This is a genomic window from Actinomadura sp. 9N407 (genome assembly GCF_044326315.1).
Taxonomy (GTDB): Bacteria; Actinomycetota; Actinomycetes; order Streptosporangiales; family Streptosporangiaceae; genus Spirillospora.
Genome location: NZ_JBIRAW010000003.1, coordinates 117,585 through 132,775, shown reverse-complemented (window position 1 = coordinate 132,775; position 15,191 = coordinate 117,585). Strand labels below are relative to the sequence as shown.

Annotated in this window: 17 protein-coding genes; 15 read left to right on the top strand and 2 right to left on the bottom strand. The window is 71.4% G+C overall.

Annotated elements, in window-relative coordinates; genetic code table 11:
- Window positions 1-3 precede the first annotated feature (3 nt).
- From ACH34Q_RS06075 to ACH34Q_RS06005, 15 genes are all read left to right on the top strand, one after another.
- Window positions 4-1,374 carry a Rieske 2Fe-2S domain-containing protein gene (locus tag ACH34Q_RS06075; protein WP_395981751.1) on the top strand — a complete coding sequence of 457 codons (1,371 nt, stop codon included), beginning with the start codon at window positions 4-6 and terminating at the stop codon, window positions 1,372-1,374.
- Window positions 1,367-1,987, top strand: coding sequence for an isochorismatase family protein (locus tag ACH34Q_RS06070; RefSeq protein WP_395981750.1), 621 nt, complete (start codon window positions 1,367-1,369; stop codon window positions 1,985-1,987). The genes ACH34Q_RS06075 and ACH34Q_RS06070 overlap by 8 nt, the downstream gene beginning before the upstream one ends.
- Entirely contained in the window at window positions 1,981-3,168 is a 1,188-nt protein-coding gene (locus ACH34Q_RS06065) for an NADH-ubiquinone oxidoreductase-F iron-sulfur binding region domain-containing protein (RefSeq protein ID WP_395981749.1), read from the top strand. The genes ACH34Q_RS06070 and ACH34Q_RS06065 overlap by 7 nt, the downstream gene beginning before the upstream one ends.
- The gene (locus tag ACH34Q_RS06060) at window positions 3,165-3,359 is read left to right on the top strand and encodes a ferredoxin (protein ID WP_395981748.1); all 195 of its coding nucleotides are present in this window, start codon (window positions 3,165-3,167) and stop codon (window positions 3,357-3,359) included. Before ACH34Q_RS06065 ends, ACH34Q_RS06060 begins: the two co-directional genes overlap by 4 nt.
- Window positions 3,360-3,370: 11 nt before the next feature.
- Window positions 3,371-4,126: an SDR family oxidoreductase gene (locus ACH34Q_RS06055; RefSeq protein WP_395981747.1), complete on the top strand. Its 756-nt coding sequence runs from the start codon at window positions 3,371-3,373 to the stop codon at window positions 4,124-4,126.
- 52 nt (window positions 4,127-4,178) lie between these two features.
- Window positions 4,179-5,198, top strand: a complete 1,020-nt coding sequence (locus ACH34Q_RS06050) for a leucyl aminopeptidase (protein WP_395981746.1) — start codon at window positions 4,179-4,181, stop codon at window positions 5,196-5,198.
- The gene (locus ACH34Q_RS06045) at window positions 5,199-6,302 is read left to right on the top strand and encodes a hypothetical protein (RefSeq protein WP_395981745.1); all 1,104 of its coding nucleotides are present in this window, start codon (window positions 5,199-5,201) and stop codon (window positions 6,300-6,302) included.
- Entirely contained in the window at window positions 6,295-7,176 is an 882-nt protein-coding gene (locus tag ACH34Q_RS06040) for a nitrilase-related carbon-nitrogen hydrolase (protein ID WP_395981744.1), read from the top strand. Before ACH34Q_RS06045 ends, ACH34Q_RS06040 begins: the two co-directional genes overlap by 8 nt.
- Window positions 7,173-7,475, top strand: a complete 303-nt coding sequence (locus tag ACH34Q_RS06035) for a hypothetical protein (RefSeq protein ID WP_395981743.1) — start codon at window positions 7,173-7,175, stop codon at window positions 7,473-7,475. The genes ACH34Q_RS06040 and ACH34Q_RS06035 overlap by 4 nt, the downstream gene beginning before the upstream one ends.
- Window positions 7,472-8,353 (top strand): GntR family transcriptional regulator, encoded by an 882-nt coding sequence (locus ACH34Q_RS06030; protein WP_395981742.1) that lies wholly within the window; start codon window positions 7,472-7,474, stop codon window positions 8,351-8,353. The genes ACH34Q_RS06035 and ACH34Q_RS06030 overlap by 4 nt, the downstream gene beginning before the upstream one ends.
- Entirely contained in the window at window positions 8,350-9,111 is a 762-nt protein-coding gene (locus ACH34Q_RS06025; protein ID WP_395981741.1) for an aspartate/glutamate racemase family protein, read from the top strand. Before ACH34Q_RS06030 ends, ACH34Q_RS06025 begins: the two co-directional genes overlap by 4 nt.
- A 106-nt stretch (window positions 9,112-9,217) precedes the next feature.
- Window positions 9,218-10,822: a purine-cytosine permease family protein gene (locus ACH34Q_RS06020; protein WP_395981740.1), complete on the top strand. Its 1,605-nt coding sequence runs from the start codon at window positions 9,218-9,220 to the stop codon at window positions 10,820-10,822.
- Window positions 10,823-10,835: 13 nt separating this feature from the next.
- Window positions 10,836-11,669: a VOC family protein gene (locus tag ACH34Q_RS06015; RefSeq protein WP_395981739.1), complete on the top strand. Its 834-nt coding sequence runs from the start codon at window positions 10,836-10,838 to the stop codon at window positions 11,667-11,669.
- Window positions 11,670-11,678: 9 nt separating this feature from the next.
- Window positions 11,679-13,523 carry an FAD-dependent oxidoreductase gene (locus tag ACH34Q_RS06010; RefSeq protein ID WP_395981738.1) on the top strand — a complete coding sequence of 615 codons (1,845 nt, stop codon included), beginning with the start codon at window positions 11,679-11,681 and terminating at the stop codon, window positions 13,521-13,523.
- A gap of 29 nt (window positions 13,524-13,552) precedes the next feature.
- Window positions 13,553-14,359 carry an SDR family oxidoreductase gene (locus tag ACH34Q_RS06005; protein WP_395981737.1) on the top strand — a complete coding sequence of 269 codons (807 nt, stop codon included), beginning with the start codon at window positions 13,553-13,555 and terminating at the stop codon, window positions 14,357-14,359.
- Between the two features lie 74 nt (window positions 14,360-14,433).
- Here ACH34Q_RS06005 and ACH34Q_RS06000 read toward each other — a convergent pair whose 3' ends face one another.
- Entirely contained in the window at window positions 14,434-14,592 is a 159-nt protein-coding gene (locus ACH34Q_RS06000) for a hypothetical protein (RefSeq protein ID WP_395981736.1), read from the bottom strand.
- A gap of 45 nt (window positions 14,593-14,637) precedes the next feature.
- Complete coding sequence (locus ACH34Q_RS05995) at window positions 14,638-15,108, bottom strand: hypothetical protein (protein ID WP_395981735.1); 471 nt, start codon at window positions 15,106-15,108, stop codon at window positions 14,638-14,640.
- Window positions 15,109-15,191: the final 83 nt, after the last annotated feature.

The following is a 15,191-nucleotide window of genomic DNA, read 5'->3' as shown; positions in this document are numbered from 1 at the left end:
GCGATGAGCGAGCGTACGAGGGCCGACGGACTCCTCGATGAGCTGGACAGCGGGCTGGCCGAGGGCGAGGTCCCGGCCGGGATCTTCGGGAACCAGGAGATCTACGACCGGGAGCTGCGGTCGGTGTTCGGCCGGTGCTGGGTGTTCCTGGCGCACGAGTCGGAGATCGAGGCCAGGGGCGACTACGTGCTCCGCAAGATCGGTGAGGACCACTTCATCGTGATCCGGGACGAGCGGGGCGAGGTCAACGTTCTGTTCGACGCGTGCCGGCACCGGGGCGTGCAGGTGTGCCGGTCGGACTCGGGGAACACCTCGCACTTCCGCTGTCCCTACCACGGGTGGACGTACAACACCAAGGGCGACCTGGTGGGCGCGCCGCTGTGGCGGAACGCGTTCCAGGGGATGCCCAAGGAGGGGAACGGGCTGTCGAAGGCGGCCAAGGTCCGCTCGTACCACGGGCTGATCTTCGCGACGCTCGACCCGACGGCCCCGCCGCTGGAGGAGTACCTCGGCGGGATGAGCTGGTACCTCGACATCCTGTTCGGGCTGAACGAGCACGGCATCGAGATCATCGGGGCGCCGCAGCGGTTCGTGATCGACGCCAACTGGAAGTCGGGCAGCGACAACTTCGCGGGCGACGACTACCACCTGGGCACGCTGCACCGGTCGGTGTGGGAGATCGGCGCGTTCCCGGTGCCGTTCCGCGAGAACATGATGGGCTACCACATCCAGGCGTCGCCGGGGCATTCGCTGTCGTTCTCGATGGCGCCGACCGAAGACGAACCGGGCCCGAAGTTCTTCGGGTTCCCCGACGACATCGCGGCGACGTTCGACACCTCGCGGATCAGCGAGCACCAGCTCGACATCGCGCGGCGGTCGCGGGTGATGGTCGCCAACGTCTTCCCGAACTTCTCGATCCTGGCGTTGCCGATGACCGAGGACGGCGCCCACCATGCGCCGACGGGCGTGATGACGATCCGGACCTGGCAGCCGCACGGCGTCGGGCAGGTCGAGATCTGGAACTGGTTCTGCGTCTACAAGAACATGTCGCCCGAGCAGAAGGACCGGGCCTACCGCGCCGGGCTCGGCACGTTCTCGATGGGCGGCGCGTTCGAGATGGACGACACCGAGCCGTGGATCACGGTGAGCCGGACCGGACGCTCGGTCGCCGCCGACCTGCTGGACTTCAAGCTCAATTACCAGATGGGCATGCCCGGCATCGGCATCGCCGAGGAGATGGAGGACTGGCCGGGGCCCGGCATCGCGTTCTGGACCCGCTATGAGGAGGGCGTCCAGCGCAACCTCTACCGGTTCTACGCCGACATGATGCGGGCCGAACCCGGGACCTGGCCGAAGCTGGCGTTCGATGACTGACTGGATCGAGGAGACCCGGGACCGGTACGCCGCCCGCGGGATCGGAGGGAGGCTGAGCGGCCGGACCCGCCCGGCGGTGGTCGTCATCGACCTCATCGACGGCTTCACCGACCCCGCGTGCCCGCCCGGGACGGATCTGGACGCGGTGGTCGGCGCCACGGCGGCGCTGCTGGAACGGGCGCGCGCGGCAGAGCTGCCGATCTTCTTCACGACGATCGCGTACGAGCCGGAGGACCTGGAACGGCTCGTCTGGCTACGCAAGATGCCCGCGCTGCGGGCCCTGGAGGCCGGGTCCAGGTGGGTGCGGGTGGATTCCCGGCTGGCCGCGCGAGAGCCGGTGATCGTGAAGAAGGCCGCCTCCGGATTCCACGGGACCGATCTCGGCGAGCGGCTCGCGGCGGCGGGCGCCGACTCGCTGATCGTGTGCGGGGCGACGACGTCCGGGTGTGTGCGGGCGACCGTGATCGACGCGTGCGCGCTGAACTATCCGGTGTTCGTCCCGCGCGAGTGCGTGGGCGACCGGGAGCCGGGTCCGCACGAGGCCAACCTGCTGGACATCGACGCCAAGTACGCGGACGTGGTCGCCGCGGCCGAGGTGGTGGCGGCGTGGTGACCGCCCAGATCGTCGAGCCGCGGATCCTCACGCCCGGACCTCTGGGGCTCGCCGGCGAACGCAAGCGTGGCACGTACGGGCCTGTGAGCTGCGCGGACGTGATCGGGGAGCTGGCCGCGGCCGGTCTGCGCGGACGGGGCGGCGCGGGCTTTCCCGCGCACGTGAAGTGGCGGGCGGTCGCCGAAGCCGAGGGGCCGCGTGTGGTCGTGGCCAACGGAGAGGAAGGCGAGCCCGCCTCCCGCAAGGACCGATGGCTGCTCACCCACCGCCCGCATCTCGTCCTCGATGGGCTGCTGCTGGCCGCGCGCACCGTGGGCGCCGAGCGCGCCGTCGTCTACCTCTCACATGCGGACACGGTCACGGCGGTCGAGGCGGCGATCGCGCAGGTACCCGACACCGGCGTCCGCCTGGAGACCCATGTCGTCGCCCCGACGTACGTGGCGGGGGAGGAGACCGCGGCCTGCCGGGCGATCAGCGGCGGCCCGGCGCTCCCGCTGGCCCGGCCTCCCCGGGTCTGCGACGCGGGCGTGGACGACCGTCCCACCCTGGTCGCGAACGTCGAGACGCTCGCCCATGCCGCATGGATCGCGCGCAACGGCGCGGCCGCGTACCGCGAGCACGGCACCGCGGAGTCGCCCGGTACGACCCTGGTCACGCTGAACGGCGCGTGCGAGCGGCCGGGCGTGTACGAGGTGCCGTTCGGGCTGACCGTCGCGGAACTGTTCGGCGTCGCGGGCGGTTTCACCGGCGAGCCCGCCGGGTTCGTGATGGGCGGCTGGTTCGGCGGGCTTCTCGGCCCCGCCCACGCGGCGACCGTCTGCTCGTACGAGGGCGTCCGCGCGGCGGGTTCCGGCCTCGGCTGCGGGGCGATCACGGCGCTGGCGCCCGGCGAGGACCCGGTCGCGGTCGCGGCGCGGATCACCGCCTGGTACGCCGGCGAGTCCGCCAAGCAGTGCGGTGTGTGCGAGAAGGGCACCGCCGCGATCCGCGACGCGTTCGCCGCGCTGAGCGGCGGCACGGCGACCGGCGAGGACCGGGCGAACCTGGAGCGCTGGGGAACGACCCTGCCGGGTCGGGGCGCGTGCGCGTTCCTCGACGGCGCGGCGGGCTGGGCCCGCACGGTCCTCGCCGAGTTTCCCGAGAGTGCCGAGTTTCCCGAGAGAGAAGGAGGTACGTCATGAAGGTGTTCGTCGACGCGACCAAGTGCAGCGGCTACGGCACGTGCGCGGAGACCGCTCCCGAGCTGTTCCGGCTGGACGACTGGGGCTACGCCGCGGTGTCGGGTGACGGCGCGGTGACCGGCGAGGCCGCGGAGACCGCGCGCCGGGCCGCCGCCGAATGCCCCGAACGCGCCATCACGATCGAGGACTGACGGGGGACGGCATGGATCTCGGACTGAACGGCAAGGTGGCGCTGGTCACCGCGGCGAGCAGGGGCATCGGCCAGGCGGTCGCGAAGCGGCTGGCCGATGAGGGCGCGACGGTCGCGGTGAGCTCGCGGGCTCCGGCGGCGGCTCCCGGCCAGACGCCCTACCCGGTGGACCAGGGCGATCCGGCGGCCGTCGAACGGCTGGTCCCGGACGTCGTGGCCGCGCACGGCCGGCTCGACGCGCTGGTGATCAATACCCCGGGACCGAAGATCGCTGCGTTCCTGGAGACCGGGATCGGCGACTGGGCCCAGGCCTACGACCAGCTCGTGCGGCCGGCCGTGCAGCTCGCGACCGCCGGGGCCAGGGTCATGGCCGGGCAGGGCGGCGGCTCGATCCTGTTCGTCACCTCGACCTGGGTGAAGCAGCCCGCGCCGGGCGGCGTGCTGTCGGCGTCGATGCGCTCGCTGCTGTCGGCGCTGGCCAAGCAGATGTCGCTGGAGCTGGCGCCGCTGGGAATCCGCGTCAACCAGCTGATGCCGGGTGCGACCGGCACCGACAGGATGCGGACCATCGTCGCCGCCAAGTCCCAGGCCAACGGGACGACCGAGGAGGACGAGATCGCGAAGGTGGTCGCGGCGATCCCGCTGGGCCGCTGGGCCGAGCCCGAGGAGATCGCCCAGGCCGCGGCGTACCTGCTGTCCCCGGCCGCCGCGTTCGTCACCGGCGAGTCCCTCGCGGTCGACGGCGGCGCGATCCGCTCCACCCTCTAGTTCTCCGCTCCCACCAGAAGTCCGCTCCCACCAAGAAAGAGAGCACGCAGACATGCCGAAGACGCTCCGCGAACTGTTCGTGGACCAGTACCGCCTGTGCGGGCTCACCTCGTCCGAGACGGTCGGGGTGATCGCCGAGCTGGGCCGCAAGACCGAGTACGCCGAGGCGGCGGTGGCGGCCGCGCGCGATCTCGGGGCGGGCGCGCTGGTGCTCACCGCGTCGAGCCTGTCGAGCCCGATGCTGCCGCCGTACGAGGCCGACGGCCGTGAGGTGGCCGCGCTGCTGGCGGCCGCGGCCGAGTGCGACCTGGTGATCGACGTGACCGTGGGCGGCCTGATCCACTCCGATGTCCGGACCCGGATCACGGGCGCCGGTAAGCGGATGCTGTTCGTGGCCGAGCCCGCCGACGTGCTGGAACGGCTGATGGGCGACGAGGGACTGCGCCGGACCGTCGAGGCGGGTGGCCGGCTGCTGAAGGCGGGCGGCACGCTGCGCGTCACCAGCGCCGCCGGCACCGACCTGACCGCCGACATCTCCGGCGCGGACCTGCCGATCACGCACCAGTGGGGGTACGTGGACGAGCCCGGCCGCTGGGACCACTGGCCGAGCGGGTTCGTCGCCTGTTTCCCGCGCGACCTCAGCGCCGAGGGCACGATCGTGCTCCAGCCGGGTGATGTGCTGATCCCGTGGCAGCGCACCGTACGCGATGCCGTCACGCTGACGATCGAGAAGGGCTTCATCACCGGCGTGCAGGGCCCGGGGAACGACGCGTTCGTGCTGCGCGACTACTTCGAGGCCTGGGACGACCCAGAGGTGTGGGCCGTCTCCCACATGGGCTGGGGCGTGCACCCGGTGGCGCGCTGGTCGGCGCTGGAGGTCTACGAGCCGCGCTCGCTGTACGGGCAGGAACTGCGCTCGACCGCGGGCAACTTCATGTGGTCGACCGGTTCGAACCGGTTCGCGAACCGCGAGACCCCGGCGCACCTGGACATCCCGATGCGGGGCTGCACCGTCGAGATCGACGGCGTGGCGGTCGTGCGCGACGGGGTGCTGACGGGACAGGGGGAGTAGGTGGACGCCGCGACACTGGAACGCGCGATTCTGGCACTCGGCAGGGACACCGCGCTGGTGGCACGGTTCCGCGCCGATCCGCCGGGCGTCGGCGCCGAGCTCGGACTGGACGCCGAGTGGGCGGGCGTGATCGCGGGCGGCGACCGGGACCGGCTGCGGTCGGCGGGCGTCGTGGACGGGATCACGATCCTGGTCAGCCGCTGGTTCGCCGACGACCTGGGCGACTCGACCAGCAAGGGCCGGTTCCACGTCGAGACCTCCACACCGCTGCCCGATCCCGATGTGCCGCCGAACCTGGTGTTCGCCGGCGGCTGCTCGCACGTACCCGACCTGCTGGCCCGCCCCGAGGTGGACCCGCCGGACGCCGTGGAGCGCCTGACCGCCGGTTACCGGCGGCTGGCCGAACGGATCGCGGCGGCCGAGCCCGACGTCATGATCGTCACGGCGGACTGCCACTTCCAGAGCTTCCGTACGGGCGCGTTCGCCGTCGGTACGGGCGCCTCGCACACCGGATCGATGGAGTTCTTCAAGCGGCCGGACATCGATCTCACCCTCACCGGCGCGCCCGGCTACGCACGGGCCGTCGTGGACGCCGTCCGCGCCGAGGGCCTGGAGGTCGAGGAGGCGCCGCGGATCGATCTGGACCACGGATTGATCGTCCCGCTGCGGCAGTTGCTGCCCCGGCCGGATCTGCCGGTCATCCCGATCATCACCCAGCCCGCGCGGTCGTTCTCGCCGTTCGGTGCCCGCGCGTTCGGCGAGGTGCTGCGGACGGTCGTGGAGACGCGCGGACGGCGCGTCGCGATGCTCGCCACGGGCGGGCTCTCACACTGGCTCGATCCGGGCAGGTTCGGTGGGGTGGACGTCGAGTTCGACACCTACGTCCTGGAGATGCTCCAGGCCGGACGTGGTTGCGACCTGGGCAACCTGGAGCCGTACGCGCTGCTCGACCACGGCCAGTACGAGTTCCTCAACTGGCTGATCATGCTGGGGCTGACCGGCCCCGGCGTGCGCGGCGAGGTGCTCGCGTACGAGCCGATGGAGGCGTCCGGCGGTGGCTGGACGGTCGTCGATCTTCCACTCCCGGAGCCCGCCGATGCCTGAGCCGGCGCCATCGGCCGCCCGGACGCTGCGGGTCGGCCTCACCCAGTGGCACGCAACCCGCGACATCGCCGCCAACGTGGCGACGGCCCGCCGGATGGTGCGCGACACGGCCGCCGCCGGAGCCGACCTGGTGCTGCTGCCCGAGAACGGGCTGATGCTCGGCACCAACACCGAGATGCGGGACGCGGCGCTCACGCTCGACTCACCGGAGCTCGGCGCGCTGCGCCAGGCGGCCAAGGACGCGGGCACCGCCGTCGTCCTGGGCGGCTTCAAGCACCGGGGCGCCGACGCGATCCACAACACCGCCCTGGTCATCGACGCGGACGGGGCGATCGCGGGCGGCTACGACAAGATCCACCTGTTCGACGCGCGGATCGAGGGCCGCTCGTTCGAGGCGTCCGGAGTGGAGACGGCGGGGGAGCGGCCGGTGCTGCTGAAGATCGCCGGGACGACGGTCGGACTGACGATCTGCTTCGACGTCCGCTTCCCCGAGCTGTACCGCGCGCTGGCACTGGCGGGCGCCGAGGTGCTGCTGGTGCCGTCGGCGTTCACGCAGCGTACGGGCGAGGCGCACTGGGAGCTGCTGCTGCGCGCCCGCGCCGTCGAGAACGCGGCGTACGTGGTGGCCTCGGCGACGGTGCGCGGCGCCGATGACGACGCGTTCCCGACCTACGGGCACGCGCTCGTCGCCGGCCCGTGGGGCGAGGTCGTCACCGACCTCGGGGAGCGCAGGGCGGCATGGGAGGTCGTGGAGCTCGACCTCGCGGAGGTGGCGCGCCGCAGGGAAATGCTTCCCGTGCTGCGGAGCGTCAGGCCGGGCGCTTACGGTGTCCCCGCGGAGATCATCGACATCGATCGAGGGGGACGGACATGACGGCGGAACCGCCGCGGGGCGAGGGCATCGTCCGGGGGGACGAGCCCATCGGCATCGGCAACGAGTTCACCGGGGTGCGGGTGCGCAAGGTCTGGACACGGCAGGGTGAGCGCCTGGAGATCTTCGTGCCCAAGCGCGGCCACCGCATCCTGCTGGACGCCATGCAACTGGAGATCATCGCCGCCCAGGATCCGGAGCGGTTCAGCGAGCTGTTCGCCGTCTCGCTCGGAGCGGAACCGCAGGAGGCCGGCGACGACACCGGCGACCACGGACATGGCGAGGGGACCGAGCGACCGTGACCGAGACCAGGCCGGGCAACACGGTCGACGGGATCTACCAGACCCTGCGCGAGCGGATCATCGACGGTGTCTACACGCCGGGCTTCCGGCTGTCCCAAGGGGCGCTGGCCACCGAGCTGGAGGTCTCGCGCACGCCGCTGCGGGAGGCCCTGCACCGGCTGGAGGCCGACGGCCTCGTCATCGGCGAGGCCAACCGGGGGATGGAGGTCGCGCCCTCCAGCCCGGACCTGGTCGAGCAGTACTACGCGTTGCGGCTGCTGGTGGAGCCGCCGTCGATCGCGGGGCTCGTCGGGCAGCTCACCGAGGGCGATCTGGCCCGGATGGCCGAGGACCTGGGGACGATGGAGTCCGGCGACCGCCGGATCCGCGACTTCCAGGAGGCGCACCTGCGCTTCCACCAGACCGCGCTGCGCCGCTACCCGAAGGCGTTCGCCGAGCTGACCGAGTCACTGCACCTGAAGATCTACCGGCATCAGCGGCTGTACCTGTCGCATCCCGAGGCGCCCGAGGACTTCACCCGGCTCGACCGCATCCTGATGGAGGCGATGCGCGACCGGGACGCCGAGCTCAGCCGGCAGGCGCTGGAGGCGCACCTGATCGACGCCGCGCTCGGCCTGGTCCTGGACGAGGACCCCGACCATGTCTTCGGCGCGCTGCTCCTGGCCACCCGCGGCCTCGGGATCGAGATCGAGACCACGCCGGACGGCAGGATCCGGCGCCCGGCGGCGCTGCGCTGGCTGCGCCCGGGCGTGCGGGCGGGCCTGTCCCTGACCACCACCAACCTGCGCCATGTCGAATCGGGCGACGTCGCATCGAGCGACCTCGATACGGGTCGCGCCGAAACGAGCCACAGCGAATCCGAAGGAGCCCCCAGATGAACCCCGCGATCCCGGCGAGCCCCGCACTCCGGTTCGGCATGATCGTGCCGAGCTCGAACACCACCATGGAGACCGAGATCCCCGCGATGCTGCGGGCCCGGGAGCGGATCCGGCCCGAGCGGTTCACGTTCCACTCCTCGCGGATGCGGATGAAGCAGGTGAACCCCGAGGAACTGCGCGACATGGACGCGCAGTCGGTCCGGTGCGCCGAACAACTCGCCGACGCCGAGGTCGACGTCATGGCCTACGCCTGCCTGGTCGCGATCATGGCGCACTCACCCGGCTACCACCGCGCCAGCCAGGAACGCCTGACCGCCGCGGCGGGCGGCGGTACCCCCGTGATCACCTCGGCCGGCGCGCTGGTGGAGGCGGCCGAGCACCTCGGGGCGAAGAAGATCTCGGTGATCGCGCCGTACATGAAGCCGCTCACCAAGACCGTGTGCGACTACATCGAGGCCGAGGGCGTCGAGGTGCACGACGCGATCGCCCTGGAGGTCTCCGACAACCTGGAGGTCGGGCGGCTCGACCCGGCCGGACTCGTCGACATCGCCGCCAAGGTCGACACGTCCGGAGTGGACGCGCTCGTCCTGAGCGCGTGCGTGCAGATGCCTTCGCTGCCCGTCGTGCAGCGGATCCAGAACACCTTCGACATCCCCGTGCTGACCGCCTCGGTCGCCACGGTGTGGCGATCGCTTCGCGCGCTCGGCCTGGACGCGGTCGTCCCGGACGCCGGCGCCCTGCTGGCCGAGCGGGACTGACAGCCGGCCTCTTTCGTCGGCCCTAATGTGCATGCACTTTTGCATGCACAAATCCGGCTCCCCCCAACGAGCGCACGCGCTCACCGGCCTGGAGAAGGGACGTCACATGTCCGGTCGGAACACGGAAACCCACCCGGAAATCACCGTCACCCACGAGGACGACCCCAGGGTCGTCAAGGAACAACTCGCGGAGGACTACGCGCGCCACGCGGTCCCGCTGACCGCGCGCGTCCCGAGGTTCAAACTCCTCATGGCCAACTGGTCGCTGCTCAGCGCCATGGTCTGGCTCTTCTACGGTGCCCTGGTCTCCAGCCTCGTCGGGACACGGCAGGCGATCATCGGGCTCGTCGCCACCGTCGCCGTGTACGCGGTGCTCAACTGGTACATGACGGCATGGGGCATCCGCACGGGTCTGAACGCGACCCTCCTGTCACGCCGCATGTTCGGCACGTACGGCGCGGTCCTCACCGCCCTCCTCCTGGCCGCCAACAGCACCTACTACGCGGTGTTCGAGAGCAGCGTGCTCGCCGAGGCGTTCCATCTCCACTTCGGCGGCCCCGGCATCCGCTGGTGGTACCTCATCGTGATCGTGGCGCTGATGCCGCTGATGCTCGGCAGCGTCCAGACCTGGATGGACCGGATCAACGGGATCCTGCTGCCCGTCTACGTGGTGGGTGTCGTCGCCGCGGTGATCGTCGCGGCCGTCCAGCACGGCGGCCAGTCCGACTGGCTGAGCTTCGACGGCGTCGTTCCGCCGGCGGCCCGCCCGGTGCCCGGCTGGCTCATGGCGTTCACCCTTTACATGGGCATCTGGCTGCTGATGCCGACCACGGTCGAGTTCGCGCGCCTGGCGAAGCCCGCCGACCTGCGCTTCCACCAGCACGTCACGTTCGGCTGGGTGTACTTCCTCTGGCTGTTCCTGGTGAACGGGCTGGCCGGGATCTTCCTGGTCAGGACCGTCCTGCCGACCGAGCCCGCGGCCGAGGTCGGCGTCATCCGCGCGATCGTCGGGGTGCTCGGCATCTGGGGCGTGCTGCTCATCACGGTCACCCAGGTCCGGGTCAACACGCTCAACTACTACCTGGCCTCCATGAACTGGGGACGGCTGTTCGGCCGGCTCTTCGGCCTGCGCCTGCCGCGCGTGATCTGGGTGCTGGCGGTCGCGGTCCTCGCGTTCCTGCTGATGCTGACGGACGTGTTCAGCTACCTGCAGAAGGCACTGTCGTGGCAGGGCGTCTTCCTGGTGAGCTGGGTGGGGATCGTCGTCACCCACTTCGCGCTCAGCCCCAGGGACCGCCGGGACGGCCCCGAGTTCCGCCCCGGGCGGCTCCCCGCCGTCACGCCCGGCCTCGGCGTCTGGATCGTGTCGTCGGCCGTCGGTATCTGGCTCACCCAGAGCCCCACGACCTTCCCGACGCTGTCCGCCCTGGCCCCGGGCGTGGCGCTCGCCGTCAGCGTCGTCCTGTACGCCGCCGTACTGAAACTCGGCCCGTCCACCGTCCGGAGCAAGCCAGGCGCCGACCTGCGCGACGAGGTCGGCGACGTCTGGGCGGCGCGCGTCGCCTGCCACGGCTGCGACCGCTCCTACGTCGCGGTCGAGATGGACCGTGACGCCGCGGGCGCGCCCGTCTGCGCCGCCTGCGGCGAGGACGGCACCGCGATCGGACGCTCGTCCCGTACCACCGAAACGACCCCGGCCCCGACCGGCTGAAGGAGGACGCATCATGCGAGTCCACGGAATCGGATGGATCGGATCGCGTACCCCGCACTTCGACTCCATGCGCGACTTCCTCATGAACATCGTCGGCCTGCCCGTCGGGCTCGACCAGCCGGACGCCGTCGTCTTCGACTTCCCCAGCGGCGACGCGTTCGAGGTCTTCAAACCGACCGACACCGAGCACTCCTTCTTCGACCACCCTGTCGCCGGGCTGCTGGTGGACGACGTCCGGGAGGCCCGCGCGGAACTCCAAGGGCACGGCGTCGAGTTCATCGGGGACGTGCACGCGGGCGTCGAGGCGTCCTGGGCAACGGAGTGGTCGCACTTCCGCGCCCCTGACGGCCACGTGTACGTGCTGGTGAGCCGGCCCACGCGGCACCCGGGCGGATCCTCCCGCGCCTTCGACGAACTGCGGATCTGCCTGCGCGTCCGCGATCTGGACGAGGCCGTGCGGATCTACCGGGACGGTCTCGGCCTGCCGGTCGTGGACGAGTGGACCCACCCCGGCGGGCAGCGCGGCGTGCTGTTCGCGGTCGCGCCCGCCGCGATCGAGCTGTTCGACGAGGCGCAGTGGGATCTGGTCGACGACTCCGAGACCGGCGCCCGCCAGAGCCGCGACCACGCTCTTCGCGTGGAGGTCGCCGACGAGGCGGAGATGGAGCGCCTCGCCGAACGCCTCGCCGCCGCCGGCGCGGAACGCACCGCCCGCATCGTCACCACCCCGTGGGAGCAGCGATGCCTGCGCATGCGGAGCCATGAGGACGAGCAGCTCACCCTCTTCACGCTCCCGGACGAGGAACGCCGCGTACGGAAGCAGGCCCGAGCCCTACTGCCCAACTGAGAGGCGAACATGACCGTCGAAGCCCTCTTCCGGCCGGGCCGCATCGGCACGCTCGGCCTGAAGAACCGTGTGATCAAGTCACCGCAGACCACCGCGCTGTCCAACCAGGACGGCACCGTCACCCAGCGCACCGTCGACCACTACAAGCGGCTCGCCGACGACGACGCCAGCAAGTCCATCCAGGCCCAGATCGGCATCTCCCGCCGCGAGCACGTTCCCGGCCTGGGCTGGCTGGTGGACGAGGTCCACGCGGCGGGCGCCAAGGTCGGCATCCAGCTCGAGCACTGCGGGCGGCAGAAGTTCCTCGGCACCCCGCCCATCAAGACGGCCTCGGACGTCTCCTGGGACTACGTCGAACGGCAGTACGGCCAGCGCCCGCAGGTCATGACCACGGCCGAGATCGAGGGTGTCGTCGCCGCGTTCGCCGACGCCGCCGAGCGCGCCGTCCTGGCCCGGTTCGACCTGGTGGAGGTGCACGCGGGCCACGGCTACCTGCTGACCAACTTCCTGTCCCCGCACACCAACAGGCGCACCGACGCCTACGGCGGCTCGTTCGAGAACCGGACCCGCCTCACCCTGGAGGTCGTCCGCGCGATCCGCGCCCGCATCCCGCGCGAGGTCCCGTTCAGCGTGCGGGTGTCGGTCACCGACTACGAGGCCGACGGCATCCCGGTCGAGGAGACCGTCCGGCTCGCGCGGCTCCTGGAGGACGCGGGCGTGGACGTCATCCACGCCTCGGGCGGCCACCATGCGCGAATGGAGTACGAGGTCAGCCCCTGGTTCGTCGACCGCGCCCCGCACCGGCACGGCTGGGAGCGGATCAAGGCCGCGGTATCGATCCCGGTGATCGCGTCCGGCTCCCTGGTGAGCCCCCAGGTCGCGGCCGAGGTACTGGAGGGCGGCGCCGACTTCGTCTCCCTCGGGCGCGCCATGCTGGCCGACCCCGACTGGACCCGCAAGGCCCAGGAAGGACGGTTCCTGGACATCGTCCCCTGCATCCGCTGCAACGACGGATGCCTCGACCGGGGACTGAACGCGGGCCGCAGCACCGGCTGCACGGTCAACCCGCGGATGGGCGAGGAGTACCGGTACCCCATCGCCGCCGCCGATTCCCCCCGCCGCGCGGCCGTGGTGGGAGCCGGTCCGGCCGGCCTGCGCGCGGCCGCCGTGCTCGCCGACCGGGGCCACGAGGTCACCCTGTACGAGCGCGGCGAACTCGGCGGATCACTGATCCCCGCGACGCGCTCCCCGTACAAGACAGACCTGGCGGCCCTGCGCGACCACCTCGTCCACCAGGTCCGCACCCGCGACATAACGATCATCGCCGCGGAGGCGGATCCGGCCGCCCTGGCCGCCTTCGACCTGGTCCTCGTCGCCACCGGCACGGCCGCCAGGAAGCTGGAGGGCGCCGCGATCGCGCGCGACCTGCGCGCCCCGTCCGAGGTCACCTCACCCGTCGTGGTCGTCGGCGGCGGACTGACCGGTGCCGACACCGCCCTCTGGCTCGCCGACGCCGGACACGAGGTGACGCTCGTCGAGGCGGCCCCCGCCATCCTGAGCCGCGGCGAGGTGTTCACCGACGCGATGGCGCTGCCGGAGGTCCTGGCCGCCAAGGGCGTCTCGATCGTCACCGGCACGGAGATCATCGCCGTGGCCCCGGACGGCGCCCGTACCGCCGGTGGTTCCGTCATCCCCGCCGCCACGGTGATCGCCGCCATCGGCTACGACACCGACACCACACTGTCCGACGCGCTGCGGGAAGCCGAGGCCGAGGTGGTTACGCTCGGCAACGGCCGGACGCACCGCGTCTTGGACGCCCTGCACGAGGGCTTCTTCGCAGCCCGCCGAGCCTAGACCGGCACGACATGACGAGGAGAGAACCGATGGGTGCTCTGGAAGGCAAGTCCGCCGTCCTGACCGGGGCGGGCTCGGGCATCGGCCGCGCGGTCGCGACCCGGTACATCGCGGAGGGCGCCCGGGTGGTGGCCGTCGACATCGAGGCCGCGGGCGTGGACCGGCTCGCCGCCGAACTCGGCGACGCGGTCGTGCCGCTGGTGGCCGACGTGCGGTCCTGGGAGGACAACGTCCGCGCGGTCCGCACGGCCGTATCCGAGTTCGGCGGGCTGGACGTCTTCGTGGCCAACGCCGGCATCACCGACGGAGCCCGACCCCTGGAGGACATACCGGGAGAGGAGCTGAGCGGCGCGTTCGACGAGATCTTCGGCGTCAACGTCCTTGCGGTGATGCTCGGCGCCCGCGCCGCCGTCGGAGATCTGGTCCGCTCCCGCGGCTGCGTGATCGTCACTGGTTCGTACGCGAGTTCCCACGCGGCGGGAGGCGGCGCCCTCTACACCGCCTCCAAGCACGCCGTGCTGGGCACCGTCCGGCAACTCGCCTACGAGTTCGCACCCGACGTGCGGGTGAACGGCGTGGCGCCGGGCATCGCCCCCACCCGGCTGCGGGGCATCAGCGCTCTGGGGCAGGAGCCCGCCGACTCCGTCCTCGACGGAACACGCGAGGTCCTCCCGCTCCGAAGCATCCCGTCCGTGGACGCGTACGGCGGGCTCTACACGCTCCTGGCCGACCCCGCCGACTCCGGGCACCTCACCGGCACCATGATCGAGGCCGACAGCGGTCTGGCCATCCGCGGCCTCGCCCGCCCCGGCGGCCGGATGACCGACCCGTCCTGATCCGATGGGCGCTCGGTACCGCACCCAGAGGTCACCGGCGGGAGTCGCCGCTGGGGCGGGATAGGCGGGGTCGATTAGGCCACCGGCGCGGAGCAGTTGTCAGTGTGCGGGGCCGTCGGTGGCGTGCGGTGGGGACCGGTGTCGCTGCAGATGAGCCCGGCCTCCTTGGGAGTGGCCTGGGCGCGCCGGAACTTCTCGTCCGCGCTCGGCACCGCCCAGTCGATCTGCTTCATAGAAGGCCGCAAGGGCACGGTCGGAGCATGAAGTCTGCGGTGCCGTCAGTCCAGACCGGCGTAGATCCATTGGAGGGTGGAGTGACAGGCCAGGGAGTCGGTGCGCCGCGCGCTGAACGAGATGAACCGGGCCTGGCGTGGGGGAGTGCCGGTGACTTCCTGGTCTTTGCTGCCCGCCGTGATCGTGCCCTGCCCGATGGGCTTGCCGTCCACCAACAGCGACCAGTCGACCACAGCCGGGCAGTCTCGCGCCTTTTCCTGGCTGTACGTCGACGCCTTGAGGCGAAACCAGCCTCGAAGCTGTGTGCGCTCGTCGATGTCCTCCCGCCGGAACAGCGTCTGCACGACGCCTGACGGGGGAATCTTCCAGGTGAAGCCGGTCGGCGGGCAGGGACCGGAGTCGCTGTAGCAGATCGACCTGCTCATCTCCTCAGGTGTGTCGTCAGATGCGTAGTCCAGCCCCTCGGTCGGGTCCGCGCTGACGTTGAGGTAGGTGAGCAGGGCGGTGATCGCCAAGCCAATGAGCACACATCCTGTCCCGGACGAGCCTTCGGATAAGGCACCTGAGTGGTAGGAATCGCTGCGCCCGGACACATGGC